This is a genomic window from Roseofilum sp. SBFL, from assembly GCF_017746885.1.
GTDB lineage: Bacteria > Cyanobacteriota > Cyanobacteriia > Cyanobacteriales > Desertifilaceae > Roseofilum.
This window is the reverse complement of sequence record NZ_JAGHZH010000116.1, coordinates 1-17,059: the sequence shown is the minus strand read 5'-3', so window position 1 is coordinate 17,059 and position 17,059 is coordinate 1. Positions and strand designations below refer to the sequence as shown.

At 45.1% G+C, this 17,059-nt stretch carries 13 protein-coding genes; 11 read left to right on the top strand and 2 right to left on the bottom strand.

Translation table 11 applies throughout. The features are described 5' to 3' along the window. A partial coding sequence (locus tag J7545_RS12750) for an ATP-binding protein (protein ID WP_318719635.1) occupies window positions 1-4,530 on the bottom strand: 4,530 nt, incomplete at its 3' end. Between the two features lie 354 nt (window positions 4,531-4,884). Here J7545_RS12750 and J7545_RS12745 point away from each other — a divergent pair. The 6 genes from J7545_RS12745 to J7545_RS12720 all read left to right on the top strand — a co-directional run bounded on the left by J7545_RS12745 (window position 4,885) and on the right by J7545_RS12720 (window position 11,107). Then, the gene (locus J7545_RS12745) at window positions 4,885-5,040 is read left to right on the top strand and encodes a hypothetical protein (protein ID WP_318700075.1); all 156 of its coding nucleotides are present in this window, start codon (window positions 4,885-4,887) and stop codon (window positions 5,038-5,040) included. After that, the gene (locus J7545_RS12740) at window positions 5,030-6,367 is read left to right on the top strand and encodes a glutamine synthetase family protein (protein ID WP_318700074.1); all 1,338 of its coding nucleotides are present in this window, start codon (window positions 5,030-5,032) and stop codon (window positions 6,365-6,367) included. The genes J7545_RS12745 and J7545_RS12740 overlap by 11 nt, the downstream gene beginning before the upstream one ends. 50 nt (window positions 6,368-6,417) lie before the next feature. Continuing rightward, on the top strand, window positions 6,418-9,072 hold the full coding sequence (locus J7545_RS12735; RefSeq protein WP_318719634.1) for a PAS domain S-box protein: 2,655 nt from the start codon (window positions 6,418-6,420) through the stop codon (window positions 9,070-9,072). A 98-nt stretch (window positions 9,073-9,170) separates the two neighbouring features. Further along, window positions 9,171-9,722 (top strand): bleomycin hydrolase, encoded by a 552-nt coding sequence (locus tag J7545_RS12730; RefSeq protein ID WP_318700869.1) that lies wholly within the window; start codon window positions 9,171-9,173, stop codon window positions 9,720-9,722. 79 nt (window positions 9,723-9,801) lie between these two features. Next, window positions 9,802-10,290: a bleomycin hydrolase gene (locus J7545_RS12725; RefSeq protein WP_318700868.1), complete on the top strand. Its 489-nt coding sequence runs from the start codon at window positions 9,802-9,804 to the stop codon at window positions 10,288-10,290. Between the two features lie 25 nt (window positions 10,291-10,315). Then, window positions 10,316-11,107, top strand: a complete 792-nt coding sequence (locus J7545_RS12720) for a phycobilisome rod-core linker polypeptide (protein WP_318700866.1) — start codon at window positions 10,316-10,318, stop codon at window positions 11,105-11,107. A 143-nt stretch (window positions 11,108-11,250) separates the two neighbouring features. Here J7545_RS12720 and J7545_RS12715 read toward each other — a convergent pair whose 3' ends face one another. Then, entirely contained in the window at window positions 11,251-11,931 is a 681-nt protein-coding gene (locus tag J7545_RS12715; protein WP_318700865.1) for a response regulator transcription factor, read from the bottom strand. Between the two features lie 621 nt (window positions 11,932-12,552). Here J7545_RS12715 and J7545_RS12710 point away from each other — a divergent pair. The 5 genes from J7545_RS12710 to J7545_RS12690 all read left to right on the top strand — a co-directional run bounded on the left by J7545_RS12710 (window position 12,553) and on the right by J7545_RS12690 (window position 16,920). Continuing rightward, window positions 12,553-13,299, top strand: a complete 747-nt coding sequence (locus J7545_RS12710) for a phycobilisome rod-core linker polypeptide (RefSeq protein WP_318700864.1) — start codon at window positions 12,553-12,555, stop codon at window positions 13,297-13,299. Between the two features lie 264 nt (window positions 13,300-13,563). Next, entirely contained in the window at window positions 13,564-14,331 is a 768-nt protein-coding gene (locus J7545_RS12705) for a phycobilisome rod-core linker polypeptide (protein ID WP_318719633.1), read from the top strand. A 109-nt stretch (window positions 14,332-14,440) separates the two neighbouring features. Next, a complete protein-coding gene (locus J7545_RS12700) occupies window positions 14,441-14,758 on the top strand; it encodes a hypothetical protein (RefSeq protein ID WP_318719632.1) in 318 nt (105 codons plus the stop codon). 76 nt (window positions 14,759-14,834) lie between these two features. Then, a complete protein-coding gene (locus J7545_RS12695; RefSeq protein ID WP_318719631.1) occupies window positions 14,835-16,328 on the top strand; it encodes a HAMP domain-containing sensor histidine kinase in 1,494 nt (497 codons plus the stop codon). Window positions 16,329-16,356: 28 nt separating this feature from the next. Continuing rightward, window positions 16,357-16,920, top strand: coding sequence for a Uma2 family endonuclease (locus tag J7545_RS12690; protein ID WP_318700861.1), 564 nt, complete (start codon window positions 16,357-16,359; stop codon window positions 16,918-16,920). Window positions 16,921-17,059: the final 139 nt, after the last annotated feature.

Below are 17,059 nucleotides of genomic sequence, written 5' to 3'. Positions count from 1 at the left end.
GTAGAGACGGGCATTTTCTAGAGAGATCGCTGCTTGGGAACAGATCAGAGAAAGAATTTCCACGCGATCGCCTGTAAACGCTCCCACCGCTAGATGATTTTCCACATAGAGAATGCCGATCAGTTTGCCTTGATTGAGGATCGGGGCACAGAGGAAACTAAGGGGGGGGTCTTGCCGCAGATAGGACTCAGCAGCAAATTCGGTATCGTGAGAAAAGTCATTAACTATAATCGGTTGTTGGCTGCGTTTGACCTTATTAATAACACGGTTGGGCAGGGCTTGCTCCTCTGGTGCAGATATTGAATGCAACTGCCCCTGCTGGAGTGTACACTGTGCAACTACTCGCCAAGCATCTTGTTGGTTTAACAGCAGAATAGCGCGATCGGCTCCCGCATTTTCCATCACTGATTTCATTAAGATAGAAACCAGCTTGTCTAGGTGAATTTCACTCGATAGGGATTGAGCTGCTTTGATCGCCGTTGCCCAGTCAAGTATTGAGCCAGTTGTACTATTCGTTGAACTCACGGTTCGTGTTGCGGGCGAAGTGACGGTTTGACTGCTTATAAACTGTAAGTAGGGTTGTTGCAAGATGGTAGAGAGGAGTTGGGGATATTGCTGTTCGAGTTGGTCAGCCTTCGCCTTCGCGCCCCAGCGAGCATAACCGTAATAGGCATCGGTCATGTAATCACCAGCGACTCTTTCTTTACCCCAATCCAGATAGAATTGTGCCGCGAGTTCGTTGGCGAGGCTCTCTTCTTGGATGAAGTTGTTGTCTTCTGCTCCAGAAATCGCCTGGTCGTAGAGTACGATAGCTTCAGCTATTTTCCCTAAAACTCGGCATTTTTCTGCCTCTACTAAATTGAATTTATGCAAATGGTTCATGGGGGCATAGCTCGCCCATTTTTCCATTTTGTTCTGATTGGCATCGACTTTTTGAAGTTGGGCTTCTAGATTGGCCGTATCTTGAGCCTTTAACCCTCGCAATCGAGCCAAGGAATCGTAGAAGTAAAATGTCGGAATCACAAACATCGCCGTCACTCCATCTAAATATTTTTCGGCTATCTCAGCATTTTCTATTGCTGATTCCAAGCGATCGAATAAATAATTCAGAATTAACTTGTGGCAATGAATCATATGTAAGGCCAAGCGATCGTTTGATTCCTGATGCAACGGTAGATATTTTTCTTCGTTATACGCTGTCCCCACCAAAATCCCTGGATTGGTTCCAGATTCCATTAAGTTTAAAATTGCTTGCCGATTGATTTCGCTCCAATAGAAAACTGTCTCTTGTTTAAGTTCCTGGAAAGATAGACTATATATAGCTATTTGTTCGGCAAGTTCAATTAAATTAGTGCCTGCCAAATATGAATAAATTTCTCCATAACAAGCACAATAGGCGGCAAATTCTATATCCCCAGTTTCTAAGCCGGTTTCGTATGCAAAGAACAGCGGTTTGATAGTCGATTGAATGGGTTCTTTCCAATGCCGAATATCTCCATTGGTATTAATCACCACTTTGGCGGTGATTTCTGTGGCATTAAATTGAGATAGGAGGTGTGAAGCGAGTTGGCCAAATTGATAACCCGCTTCAATATCCCCTAGAACTCCGCAGAGAATTGTGCCGTAAATAGAATAAGAAAAAGCAGACCAACGAGCGTTCCCATAGTTCATGGATAATTTAATTTGTTCGCAGACAATCAGAGGTAAAAATTGAGGCATGGCAATATAGACTACCCCAGTGATGCTTATCAGAATGCGTAAAGTTGCCATTTTTTCTGGATCGATCATAGCAGGCAAGTCCTTTAAGTCTTCAATAGAGCGATCGCCCCATTGGGATTTCGTCTCTGCAAAGGCTCGTTGAATATCTGCATCGGTTGGTGATTCAGGAAAACTAATTCCGAACAACTTTAAAACAGTCCAGGCAGTTTCGATCGCCTCGAAAAATTGATTTCTGACGGCATAAGCTTGGAGCTTCACCTCGTAAACTTTAACTCGTTCCAAGAGCGATCGCCCCTCACGCAAGACTTCTTCGATGAATCCTTCCATTGCCTCAAACTCACCATTCAAATAAGCTGCTTCTGCTGCTGACTCGAACAAGGCTAACGTCAGGTCGTATTGAGTTTGCCAACAGTCCGCCCTCAGGAGTTCTCGACCGATCGCAAAATAATTGACTGCCCCACTGTAAGCTGTCGCGGTTTTGGCCCTAATCCCTGCGGCTAAATTCAACCGGACTAACTGTTCTCGTTCATCGGTGTCAACGATTAACTCCACACCATAATTTAACTGATTAACCAGAGCAAAAATTTTCTCTTCTCGTTCTTCTTCTGTGGTATTGGATAACAATAATTGCCCAATTTTTAAGTGAGTCTTCTGTTTCTCGGCTTCTAGAATTAAGGAATAAGCGGCTTGCTGGACGCGATCGTGTAAAAACTTGTAGCTCACAGATAAATCGGATTCCAGCGTTTTCTCCTCTCCCTTGCTCCCTTGGAAAAACTTATAGGTCTGGCCTAGGGGCAGAATCAAGCCCTCTTGCAGCGCCTTCCACAAAGAATCTGCCACTTTGATCGGGTCGAGTTCACTGACAATGGCCAAAGTTTCTAAGTCAAACTGATTGCCGATACAAGCGGCTAACTTCAACATTTCTTGGGTGGCAACCGGAAGTTGTAGCAGCCTCACCGCCATAAATTCAACCACATCGTCAGTCAGTACCAACTGCTGAACCTGTGTCAGGTCGCAGTGCCAATAGCCTAAATCGTGGTTAAAGGCAATTAACTCATCTTCATGTAATCCCTTGAGAAACTGGGTGGCAAAAAATGGATTTCCCTTCGTTTTTTGATAGATTAATGCGGTTAACGGCTGAGCCACTTCTTGGCTACAGCTTAGGGTATCTGCGACCAAACTATGGAGATCATTTTCCCTTAAAGGCGCGAGAGTTATCGTATTAATGACCGCTCCTGACTTGCCCATTTCATCTAGAGTGAGCATCAACGGATGGGTGGAGGATACTTCGTTATCCCGATAGGCTCCGAGCAAGAGCAAATAACCCGTCTGGCTCTCACTCATGAGCAGTTGCATCAACTTCAAAGATGCCGAATCTGCCCACTGAAGGTCATCAATAAAAATGACCAGAGGATGCTCAGAGGTCGCAAACACCCCAACAAATTTCTGAAACAATAAGTTAAATCGATTTTGTGCCGCACCACCGGAGAGTTCAGGAACCGTTTGCTGTTGACCAATAATTAACTCTAACTCGGGGATGACTTCAATTATCACTTGCCCATTTTCTCCCAAAGCCCCCAGAATTTTCTGCTGCCATTGGGCTAACTGAGCATCGGATTCTCCTAATAATTGCTCCATCAAATCCCTGAATGCTCTAACCAGGGCTGAAAAAGGAATATTTCGTTGAAACTGGTCGAATTTTCCTTTGATAAAATAGCCCCGCTCTCGTACAATGGGCTTGTGAACTTCGTTGACGACGGCGGTTTTCCCAATTCCTGAGAACCCCGCCACTAGCATCAGTTCAGAAGAGCAAGAGTTCCCTGGGGACTTTGCTGTGGTCGAAGATTGGGCGACTCGCTCAAATACTCCGAGTAAGGTCTCGACTTCTGCTTGTCGTCCGTAGAGTTTTTCCGGAATTAGAAATCTGCCGGCAATATCCCGACTTGCTAACTCAAAGGCTTCTATTTGTCCCGTTTCTTGCCATTGTTTTAGAGCCTGTTCTAGGTCGAATTTTAACCCCAAGGCGCTCTGATATCTCTGTTCTGCATTTTTAGCCATCAGTTTCATCACGATATGTGAAACCACAGAGGGGATTTCAGAGCCTGAATTTCTTGCTTCTGGTGGTACGGGGGGTTGGGAAATGTGACAATGGACTAACTCCATAGGGTCGTCACTGATGAAGGGTAGGGTTCCAGTGAGCAGTTGGTATAAGGTGACCCCCAGAGAATAGAAGTCACTTCGGTAGTCTATGCCTCTATTCATGCGACCGGTTTGTTCGGGAGCAATGTAGGCGAGGGTTCCTTCTAGGACATTGAAGTTTTTGATGTCTTGCGCTTCACGAGGCAGTGGGGAGGCGATGCTGAAGTCAATCAGTTTCACCTTTTGGCTTTGTTGATCGATGAGCAGATTGGCCGGTTTAATGTCTTTGTGGATTACTCCTTTGCGCTCGAGTTCGTCTACTATATCGGCTAGTTGAATGCCAATTTGCAAGCTGGTTTCTAGTTCTAAGTATTCTTTTTGGTCTAAGACTTTGTCTAGAGAGATGGCTCCCTCATCTTCCATGACTAGGGCATAACCATTGCCATATCTCTCGAGGCTTAAGGGTACGACGATGTGGGTGGGGTTGAGGTTTTTGGCGATCTCGTACTGGTTGCGAAACTGTAGGAGTTCACTCAAGCTTGGGTAGGGGTTACGCAGGAATTTAATCACGACTTTGAGGCGATCGCGATGGCGAGTTGCTTGATAGACGAGGGTTCGGTCTCCTTCGTATATCTTTTGGTTAATTTGATACCCGGGTAGTTCTCTAGTCATCGCCGTTGGTCCAACCTGCTCGCTATGGTTTTATGCTTACTCTTAGATCTATTTCAAGTATAACTCTGTATTACCTGAACAGCTTGCCCAAGGAATATCTATTAGAGATCTTTTCAAAGCAATGTCGAGAAACTGAAAAGTTTAAACCAGATAGCTCAAAATAAATATCAGAAAAAAACTAGACTCATAAAATTGGCAGGAAATATGGTATGAGGTCTACCCCCATATTATTTTTATGAGAGGCTTGAGTTTATGTCAGGAAAAACCGTGGCGATCGCCAATATAGAGATTGGCGAATCTGGAATAGCTTAACCGGATAAAACAGGTTTAAGTTGTAAAAGTTAAGATAAACTAATGGGGGCAGTTAGCTTGCGATCGCAAGATGTGCTGGATAAACGATCGCCAATAGTTTTCCCATTACCCATTACCGATTACCCATTACGGCACGAAGCACTCTATCCTATGATTGGGATCGCCCCTAACCCGAAACCCAATGCCCATGGATCGTGATATTGAAGCATCCCTCAAAAAAGCTGGAGTCGAATTTATCCGTATTCTCTGGTGTGATAACGGCAATATGATCCGAGCCAAGGCAGTTCATGGGGGCATGTTATCCCATTATCAAGAGCAGGGGGTAGGCTTGGCTATGGCTCAACAAGCAATGCCGGTCATTGGCAGTACACCAGCTTCTGGAAGTGGGTTGGGGCCCGTGGGAGAGGTGCAATTGATTCCCGATTGGTCTACACTGATGGCTCTGCCTTATACCCCAAGCCATGCACGGGTGATGGGGAATATGGTTAAAAAAGGAGAACCTTGGGCCCTCTGTCCTCGGCGGTTTTTACGGGATATGGCTGCCGATGCGAAGCTGGAAGGGTTGGAAGTTATTGCTTCATTTGAAAATGAATTTTATTTACTAGAGCGCTCTGCAAATGGGGAAATTATTCCCACTGACCAAGCGCCCTATTGTTCGACCTATGGTATGGATCTTCAGCAACGGATTATTGATGATATTGCGACGGCGTTAAATGAGCAAGGGGTGTTAGTGGAGCAGTATTATCCAGAGTCCGGGCCGGGACAACAGGAAATTTCGGTGTTGTATACCCATGCTTTGGCTGCTGCTGACCAGCAGGTGGTGTTTCGGGAAACCGTGAAGGCGATCGCCCATTATCATCATTGTATTGCTTCTTTTTTACCCAAAATTTTTCCCGATCGCGCCGGAAGTGGCGCTCATCTCCATCTGAGTTTATGGCATAAAGGCGAAAATTTACTCCCCAACCCCTTCGGACTTTTGGGATTATCCGATCGCGCTCGCTGGTTTATTGGTGGTATCCTCCATCACCATCGTGCCCTGATGGCCTTCACTAATCCTATTCCTAACTCCTACCGTCGCCTCCAACCCCATTCCTGGAGTGGAGCCTTTTCCTGTTGGGGATTAGACAACAAAGAAGCTGCGATCCGCGTTATAAGTAATCCAGAAGGCACCGGTTCCACCCATTTTGAGTTTAAAACCATTGATGCTGCTGCCAACCCCTATTTAGCTCTAGGAGCGGTAATTGCAGCCGGTTTAGATGGGGTGCGAAACCAGATCGAACCTCCCGAACCGGTGGATTGCGATCCGGGTACATTACCCGAAGATGAGCGCCAACATCGTAACATTGAAGGGTTACCGGAAACCCTTCTAGAAGCGATAACGGCTTTGCGCGACAATCAAGTTTTACTTAAAGCACTCAGTCCTCCCTTAGCCCAAGCCTATTTAGCCGTGCGCCAAACAGAATGGGAAACGATGAAAGAATGGGATTTGCCCACCGAGGTAAAGATGTTATTGGAGTCTTATTGAGGTAGGGGAGTGGGGACACGGAGACGCGGCGATCGGGAGGATGGGATTTGATGGGTATTAGTATTCTGAGTGGATTGGTGCTGCTGGCGATCGCCACTTACCAAGTCTATCAACAAATTGCTCGCCGCCGTCGGGCAGAACTGAGCCTGAGACAACAAACACAGCGGGAGCGGTTAATCCACGAAATCGCCCAACATATCCGGCAATCTTTGCATCTCGATGAAGTCCTGGCGACTACAGTTGCTGATGTGCGGCAATTTTTAGAGTGCGATCGCGTCTTAATTTATCAAATTTATGCTGATGGAACCGGGTGCGCCATCACCGAAACCGTTTTACCCGATTATCCCTGCATTTTAGGCACCGTCTTTCCAGAAGAAGTCTTTCCCAAGGACTATCATCAAGCTTATCTGAACGGCAAAATTCGGGCGATCGCCAATATCGAACAGGCCGAACTTGAACCCTGTTTAGTCGAATTTGTCCAACAATTTGCCGTCCAAGCCAAATTAGTCGTTCCCATCATCCAAACCCCAACCGATATTGAAAACCCCGATCAAACTCCCCATCTGTGGGGCTTACTCATTGCCCATCACTGTCGCCAACCCAGGCAATGGCAACCCCACGAAATCGAACTGATGAAGCAACTAGCGACTCAAGTGGCGATCGCCATTCGCCAAGGAGAACTCTATCAACAACTGCAACACCTCAACACCCAACTCGAACAGCGAGTCGAGCAACGCACCGAAGAACTCGCCCGCACTAACGATGCTCTGCGCCTAGAAATTGCCGAACGTCAACGCACCGAAATCGCCCTCCGACATACCAACCACACCCTACAATCCCTGATTGCAGCCTCCCCCCGTGCCATCTTTACCCTTGATCTCCAAGATAAGATACAACTTTGGAATCCAGCAGCCGAAAAAATGTTTGGTTGGACAGAACCCGAAGTCTACCATCAACCCAACCCCATCCTCTGCGAAGAAAGCGTCCAAGAATACCGCAATTTTCGCCAAGCCTGTCTGCAAGGGATTACCCCTCCCAGTCTCGAACTGCATCGCTTCAAAAAAGACGGCTCCCCCATTGATATCGTCTTTTCTGCGGCTCCCCTCCTCGATAGCAACGATCGCATTAATGGCATGGTTGCCGTAGTTGCCGATATCACCGAACAGAAACGGCAAGCGGAACAGGTTCGTCTACTTCAGTCTGTAGTCATCAATACTAATGATGCTGTCCTAATCACGGAAGCCTTCCCCATCGATCTCCCCGGCCCCCGTATTCTCTACGTCAATCAAGCATTTACACGGATGACCGGTTATACCTTGGAAGAACTGATTGGCCAAACTCCCCGCATTCTTCAAGGACCAAAAACCGACCGTCAAAAACTCGACCAAGTGCGAGCTGCCCTCAGTCAGTGGCAACCGTTAACCATAGAATTGATGAACTATCGTAAAGATGGCTCGGAGTTTTGGGTGGAGTTTAGCGTCGTTCCCGTTGCCAACAAGAACAACCAATATACCCACTGGATTTCCATCCAGCGAGATATCACCGAACGCAAACAGACTGAAGACGCTCTGCGGCGCTCCGAAGAACGCTTCCGCTCCCTAATTGAGAATGCCTTAGATATTATTACCATTCTCGATCGCCAAGGAAATATTGACTATGCTAGTCCCTCAGTGGAAAAAGTCCTGGGGTATGCCCCAACTCAACTGATGGGTCAGAACTTTTTTGACCTAGTTCACCGCGATGACTCCGGCAAAATTTATCAGCAGATGATTAATAGTTTGGAAAGTCAGGATATGTCCCTTCTGATGGAATTTCGTGCCCAACATCAAGATGGGTCTTGGCGTATCCTAGAAGCTGTTACCCATAGCGATGGATCGGCGAGTGAAAATGGAGTGGGCACTTCTCCAGCGCTACGAATTGTTGTAAATTCCCGCGATATTACGGCTCGCAAGAGATTAAACGAGGTCAAACTTGCCCTAGAACAGGAAAAAGAACTCCATACTCTGAAAACTCGCTTTTTCTCCATGGCTTCCCATGAGTTTCGCACCCCTCTGAGTACAGCTCTAGCGGCGGCCCAATTATTAGAACAGTCTTCTCATCTGAATCGACCGGAAGATCCCGTCAAGCGCTCTAGGAATTTACGGCGGATTGAAGAATCCATTAAACAAATGGTACACCTGCTTGATGATATTCTCACCATTAATCGTGCGGAAGCGGGCAAACTGGAATTTAATCCCCAAACCCTGGATTTGCCTCACTTCTGTCGCCAATTGCTCGAAGAAATTCAGTTCAGTGCTGGTCATCAGTATTCCCTCAAATTCATCTGTATCGAAGATTCGGCTTGGGTGAATTTGGATGAGAAACTGCTGCGATCGATTCTTTCTAATTTATTGTCTAATGCGATTAAATATTCTCCGGTTGGTAGCGATGTAGAACTACGCTTAACCTTTGAGCAGCAGAACATTATCTTTGAAATCTGCGATCGCGGTATTGGTATTTCCCCAGAAGATCGACAACACCTCTTTGAACCCTTCCAACGCGGTCACAATGTCGGCAATATTCCCGGTACAGGATTAGGGTTAGTCGTGACTCAAAAATGCGTGGAATTACAGGGGGGAAGCATTCGGGTTGATAGCCAGATTAATATTGGCACAACCTTAACCGTTATTTTACCTATCCGTATTTGGGAGTGTGAATTTTTATAAAGTTCTCTCTCATATAACGACTTTGAGCAACTTGAATGGTTTACTATCCAGGAGACTAAAGTCAAATATCAGAATTAGCTTTAATTAAGGAGAATTCAATGCTTGATTCTTTTTCCAAAACTGTAAGTAGTGCTAGCGCCAAAGGTGGGTTTGTTGGCGGTTCAGATTTAGAGGGCTTGAGACATTTTGTTGCTGAAGGTAACAAGCGTCTGGATGCCGTTAACAGCATTGCTAGCAACGCAAGCTGTATTGTCACTGACTCTGTTACTGGCATCTGTTGCGAAAGCCCGGGTCTAACTGAAGCAGGTGGTGGGGTATACACTAACCGGAAAATGGCAGCTTGCCTACGGGATGCGGAAATTATTCTCCGTTATGTTACCTATGCTCTGTTAGCTGGAGACGGTTCTGTTCTTAGCGATCGCTGCCTCAATGGCCTCAAGGAAACCTATGCTGCTCTAGGCGTTCCCACCGGTAATACGGTTCGTGCAGTTGAGATCATGAAAGCTTGCGCTGTGGCCCACATCACCAATACCAAACCCGGTGACAGTCCACGGGACTTCCGCCAGATGAGTGTTACCCAAGGCGATTGTGCTGCTTTAGCATCTGAGTGTGCATCCTACTTTGATGCAGTGGTTGCTGCCATCAGCTAACCTCACCCACGCTTTGAACCATTCAAGCTTACGAATGAACCCTTTTACCTCTGTTTAAGAATAGGAGAAAAACTCAATCATGAAATCCGTTTTAACCACGACTGTTGCTTCTGCTGATTTAGCAGGTCGTTTTCCCAGTGCTTCTGATTTAGAATCCGTACAGGGTAGCTTACAGCGGGCTGCTGCTCGGATGGAAGCGGCAGAGAAGTTAGCGAGTAACTACGATGCCGTAGCTCAAGAAGCTGTTAACGCTATTTATAGCAAGTTCCCCAGTGGTAGTGGTCGTGCAATTGATGCTGGAACTCAGAAAGAAAAATGCAAGCGGGATATTGTCCACTACCTGCGCTTAATCAACTACTGTCTTGTTGTTGGTGGTACTGGCCCAATCGATGAGTGGGGAATTTCCGGCGCACGGGAAGTTTACAAAGCTCTTGGTATTGATACGAGTACTTACGTTACTGGGTTGACCTTCCTGCGCAATCGCGGTTGTGCCGATCGCGATCTGTCTGCTCAAGCTTTGCTTGAATACAATGGCTATCTTGACTATTTGATTAACTCCATGTCCTAGAGATGAGGTTTTCAGGAAAAAAATAATGGGAAATTTAACTACCGCAACTCTTGGCTTAGATGCCTTTGAAATTGAACCTCTAGAACTTCGTCCTAATGCTGACGAGGGAGAGCTAGAGCAGATCATTAGGGCTGTTTATAAACAGGTGTTGGGAAATCAGCATTTGATGGAGGGAGATCGCCTTTCTAGTGCTGAATCCTTATTACGCAATGGGGACATTACCGTTCGTGATTTTGTCAGGACTGTAGCCCAATCTAGTCTATATCAAGACCTTTTCTTTTACTCCTCCTCCCAGTACCGCTTTATTGAATTAAATTTCAAGCATTTCTTGGGTCGCCCTCCCCAATCACAGGAGGAAATTGCCGAGCATGTCCAGATCTATAATGAGCAAGGATATGCCGCTGAGATTGACTCCTATATCGATAGTGAGGAGTATGTTGAAAATTTTGGCGATAATGTTGTGCCTTATCCGCGTAGCATTCGTTCAGTTGTTGGACTGAAAAATGAAGCCTTCAACCGGATGTTTTCCTTATTACGCGGTCCCGCTACCAATGATAGCGATAACCGCGCTCGGTTAATCAGCTCCGTGGCCGCTAATTTAGCCACTCCCATTGAACTTCCCGCTGTAGGGAATGGCGCTTCTTATGGCAATACAGAAAAGCGCTTTCGGATTGTATTTTCTAGCTCAAAAGCTGCTGCTCGACTCAACAAGTTGACCCGTCAGGAATCTCTAGTTAACTACAGCCAGATGTCTCAGGAAGTTCAGACCATCCACAAGAGGGGTGGAAAAATTCTCAAGATTACTGAGTTGGTTTAGTTTTGAATTGCGATCGACGGAATCTACGTCTGTATATTTAGACGATTGAATCCAGAAGCTCGAGTAGGGAAGAAAACTGTTCGCCCCTACTCTCTCTTGTTTTTATGGGAAATAAGTATAGCGGTATTTTGGGATTTACTGAATTAATAAAAGTTACTTTTACCTAATCGATATCCAATTCCATGAACAGTTTCAATAAAGTCTTCAGGGGCACCCACAGCTTTTAATTTTTGACGTAAACTCCGAATATGGACTTTAATTGTATCTTCTTCTGGAGGATCTTTAAGTGACCAAATATGTTCAATCATCACATGACGACTCAACACACGACGACCATTCCGCAGTAAAAGTTCTAAAAGAGAATATTCTTTGGGGGTTAGATGTAAGGGGCGATCGTTATAATTGGCTTCATAAGTACTAGGATCAAACCTTAATTTTCCCCACTCTAAAATAGGAGCAGATACACTCCCTCGACGTAAAAGGGCACGAACCCGTGCAAACAATTCACCAAGATCGACAGGTTTCACAATATAATCATCTGCTCCAGCATCGAGACCCGCAATTTTATCACTAACTGTATCGCGGGCTGTCATCATCAGAACTGGCATTTGATAACCTTGAAGACGCAGTTGCTTGCAGAGACTGATGCCATCAAGATCGGGAAGCATCACATCTAAGAGTAAAAGGTCATAATCAAGAGCATCAAAGTATTCCCATGCTGCTGCTCCATTGGGTGCAATATCAACGACATAAAGTTGATCGGTGAGGGCTTCTGCTAGAGTCTCAGCCAAAGTTATGTCATCTTCAATTAAAAGAATCCTCATGTGGTTATCGTTGCCTTGACCCATTCATTTCAGCTTACAAGAAAATTCAGCATATTCTCTTGGCGATCGCGGGATCAAGTATTACGAAATGTTAAAATTTGCTAGATTTTAGGAATCTTTCCGATTTCTTTACCGTTTCTTCCCTATTTTAATTACGTTCCATCTGCTAAGTTGCTAACTTATGGGAGGTTGGCTCATTTAGCTAAAAAAAATCCGTAATGAAGGATTACGGATTTTCCTTGACAACCGAGGTTACTGCTGATGGAGGCGGGATAAGACCCTGTATAGAGCAAGACGAAAGTTGGCTCTTTCGGAGGCAATCGCTTGAGAAGTCAGAAGCTGGCGTTGCACCCTAATGGTACAATGTCGAGTAGTTCACACAGTTTCCTAGAGACTAGCTTAACGTTACTCTCTAGAGTCCTCGAACTGAAAAATCACAGAAAGAACTCTCACCTTTGAATCAAGATGAGGTTCAAAGTTGAGAATTCAGATCAAAACAATTGGGTTTAAGATGGGCCCTGAGAATCGGATTTAGGCGATCGCTTAGGGCTTATAATTTACCTGTTGAAGGGAAAATCCTTTTTTTAACTTATTGTAACCCCAAATACTCCAGGAGATTCTATGACAATTCCCTTGCTTGAATATTCCCCAACCACTCAAAATCAGCGAGTTGAGGGGTTTGAGATTGCTAGTCCTGAAAAACCTCGAATTTATACGACTGAATTGTTACCATCCTCCACAGAGGTGGACGAATTGATTTGGGCTGCCTATCGACAAATTTTTAACGAACAACAATTGATTTATCACAATTACAAAAATGCTCTGGAATCTCAGTTGAGAGCTGGACAAATTACTGTCCGTGATTTTATTCGATCGCTGCTCTTATCTGAAAGCTTTCGGCGCAATAACTATGAACCCAATAGTAATTATCGGTTTGTAGAATTGTGTATTCAACGGGTCCTCGGACGGGAAGTATATGGAGAACGGGAAAAATTAGCCTGGTCGATTGTTCTCGCGACGCAAGGATTAAATGGGTTTGTCGATCAATTACTCGATACAGAAGAATACTTGACCCATTTTGGTTATGATACGGTTCCCTATCAGAGACGGCGGATTTTGCCCCAACGTTCTCAGGGAAATTTACCCAGTGCCAGAATGCCTCGGTATGGAGAAGATTATCGCCAGAAATTAGAATCTTTGGGTTATTTTCCACCTCTTACACCGAATTATCGTTGGTCATGGCAGCGCCCTCCTTATCCGGGTTGGGTTCGTCTAACTGGCCGGCTCATTGCTCTAAGTGGAGGCGCTTTATTAACCTTAGGCACAGTTGCTGTAGCTTTAGCTGCTTGGGGAGTAATTTCCTTATAAATTTATAAATAAGGAACACTAAACTTCAGGCAATTCAGGTTAGAGATTAATGAGGTGTTGGCTTTAAGACCTACCTGTAGTAGACTGAGTTCATCAGCAAACTAAGCAATCGACAGTTGAGTAATATAACTTAACTGTTGCAATGTTTGTTGTTATCGATCTAAACCTCGGTATTACTCCTCCTGCATTCAAAATCAGGGACAGTAAAAAGAGAAAAGACGATTAATTAAATAAAGCATTGAAAACCCATTCAGGATAATACCAATGAGTGTAGTATTAGATGACCCCATTGAGCTTTGGAGTGCCGGTAGCTTGGATGAACAGCAAATAGTAATTCGTGCTGTTTATAAGCAAGTGCTGGGAAATCCCCATGTAATGGAAAGTGAGCGGCTGGTTACGGCTGAATCTCAGTTGACCCTAGGGGAGATTACTGTGCGTGAATTTGTCCGTGAAGTGGCTAAGTCTGATTTCTATCGCAGTCGCTATTTTGAGACTTGCGCTCCCTATCGGTTTGTTGAATTGAATTTCAAGCATCTGTTGGGACGTGCGCCAGTCGATCAGGCAGAACTTTCGGAACATATTACTCTGTGTATTGAGCAAGGTTATGATGCCGAAATCGATTCCTATATCGATAGTGTGGAATACCAAGAGAAGTTTGGAGACAATATTGTTCCTTATTATCAAGGTTCAATTAGCCAAATCGGACTAAAGCAAGTTGACTATAACCGCACTTTGTCTTTATATCAAGGTAATGCGGGGGTAGATAGCGCATTTAAAGGTTCTCGGTTGGTACAAGATGTGGCTACCAATTCAGCAACAAAAATTAAGTTGCCCTCTACTGGTGGTCGTGTAGCTGCCTATCAAGATGCAACTGAGAAGACCTTTGAGATTCTGGTAACCGGATCTAAGTTTGACTGTCCCCGCCATGTTAGTACCACTCGATATTTAGTCTCCGGAGCGAAAATGACTCCCCAAATCCAGCGGATTCATCGGGCCGGTGGTAAGATTGTGAGTATTACAGAAGTGGCTTAAGAACAGCCATAATACTGTGCCCTGGTAGTCAATTATTGGATAAATAAGCAAGGGGTTTTAACCCCTTGTTTTGATCTAGAGAGTTGAAAAGTTCTGAGTGGAGAGAGCTGTGATACCCCCAGTGGCTTGTCAAAAAATGCGAAACTGGATCAGAAATCGCTATTTAATCTGTTCTGGTAGTTTTTTTATATTTCAAAGTGTAGAATATTCAGCGGTAGAACGATTTGAAGAATGTGTATCGAGTTTGGGCGGAACGTTGATTTCTGTGGAACCAGCTCGGCGGGTCTGGATTGGTCAACATCGACAGGTAATTTTGTATCAAGCCAAGGCTAGCTTGCACACCCCTAATCATAATTTAAAACAGTATTGGTTACAATACGGTAGTTTTTATACGAAATTTAATGACCCTTGTGGGGAGGATAACTAAGAGGGTAGATAATTAATACTCAAGAGTTGGCGATCCGGAAATTGCAACTGATTTATTCGGTTCACCTCCTAGTCAATTGGCTAAAAAGACCGATACCCTCACAGGTAATATCTGTCATAATTCGCGCCAGATGGGGGAAATGGTTATGTTTGAGTGGATGATGCCAACATTAAGTGAACTTTTAGGGGGATCGGAACCGATCGCCAATCGTCAAAATAAGGCTGAACGATCTTGGTGTGGAGCGATCGCCGCTTTAAATGATTTGCTCGATCGAGATGAACTTTCCCAAGGCTTAATCCTCTGTAGCTCTCCCATTCTGACCCATCCCCATCCCCAGATTACCTCTTGGCTGTTTTTACCCCTGCAAGAAACTCATTCTTTGCTGTTTAAACTCCCTCCAGCTCCTTCCCAATCGGGAGGCTTACCCCTCACTCCAGTTGGCTCTTCCCCGCTCTACGATGGCGCTCCTCTCTCGTCCGATCAGTCATCTTGTCCGCTCACTGCCAAAACCCTATTAGCACCTCAAGATCCTCTGCATTATGAACAATTTGCTGTGGTGTTAACCCCTTCATTGAGTTTGGTCATGGCGATCGCCCCTCAAACGACCGGAGATCTGGGATTTCAGTTTTCCTTTGACCCCCAGGATGTTGAACGGGCTTGGAATGCTTTGCGATCGCGAGTTTGCCTGACTGGGACTCCGGAGGATGTGCAGCATCTGGATAACCTGTATCACCAGTTTCCTCCCGTTGCTCCAGGGTATCAAACGGTGACGGCATTTAGTCGGTTGATGGTTCAATATCTCCCTGAACCTTCGGTTGCGGTATCGACTGCCGATCGATCTTCGGAGGGAGTGCAAAAGCCAACGCCCCCATCACCGACAACAACAGCCTCTCAACCGGATCTAGAATTACTTCAGGCGATCGCCCATGGAGTCAAAACTCCCTTGGCGACAATTCGCACCTATACTCGCCTGTTGCTCAAACGCTCTAATCTACCCCCTGAAGTGTTGAAGCGTCTGCACACCATCGATCGCGAATGTACGGAACAGATCGATCGCTTTAATCTCATTTTCCGGGCTGTAGAACTGGAAACTACACCCACCAAATCGCAATCTACCCAGTTAACCACAACGTCTCTAGCCCAGGTGTTTCAGGAGGGTATTCCTCAATGGCAAAAACAAGCCGGTCGTCGTAATGTAACCTTAGATGTGGTTTTACCTCAACATACACCTACAGTCGTCAGTGACCCTCATTTATTGGATCAAGTGTTAACCAATGTGATTCAGAATTTTACCTCGACATTGCCCACCGGTTCCCATGTTCAAGTCGAAGTGACTCCCGCAGGCAATCAACTGAAATTACAATTAATCTCAGAAACACCTCAAGCTTGCCCTAGTTTGTCTCCTTTTAAAGCATTGGGTCAAGTATTGATGTTTCAACCAGAAACGGGGAATTTGAGCCTGAATTTGAGCGTCACCAAAAATCTGTTTGAGGCGATCGGGGGCAAACTTTTGATCCGTCAACGACCGAAGCAAGGAGAAGTGATGACGATCTTCTTACCTATTCGATAATAAGTAACCATTAAGGAGGAAGAATACGATGTCTCTGACTGTTAAAGACCTAGAACAACTGCAAACCCAATTAAGCGATGCTCATCTGGACTATAGAACCGAATTAGTAGATGGTAAAATTATTGTTATGGGATTATCTGATTATGTTTCCGAAGTGATTATTGCCCGATTAATCTTTTTCTTACAAAATTGGGTAATTCCCAGATCTTTGGGTTATGTTACCGGCTCTTCGGCAGGGTTTCGCCTACCAGATGGCAATTTACGGGGGCCAGATGTTTCTTTTGTTCCTGCCCAGAAAATGCGTCAAGCTCCCCGTGCTTTTGCCGAACTGGTTCCAGATTTAGCCATTGAAGTTCGGTCAGCATCTGACAAGATTAAACCCTTAGTGGCAAAACTGGAGAAGTTTTTAGAGTTAGGAAGTCAAGTTGGAATTTTAGTTGACCCCAAAAATCTAATAGTGACGGTTTACCGTGCGAACAGCAAACCCGTTATTCTCAGCAGTGAAGACACTTTAACTATTCCAGAATTATTGCCGGGTTGGGAACTTTCAATTGCTGAAATTTGGCCCCCAGTGTTTGATGAAGAACCGTAATACCCCTCTTCTGTCACTCTCCGGTTTCTTCTATTATTAATAATTTCCAGAGCTAAGGTATACTCAGTGATACAGGGTGTGGCGATCTCATTTTTGCCCATATGCATACTCTTGGGAATTGATATGCAGAAAAAATGGC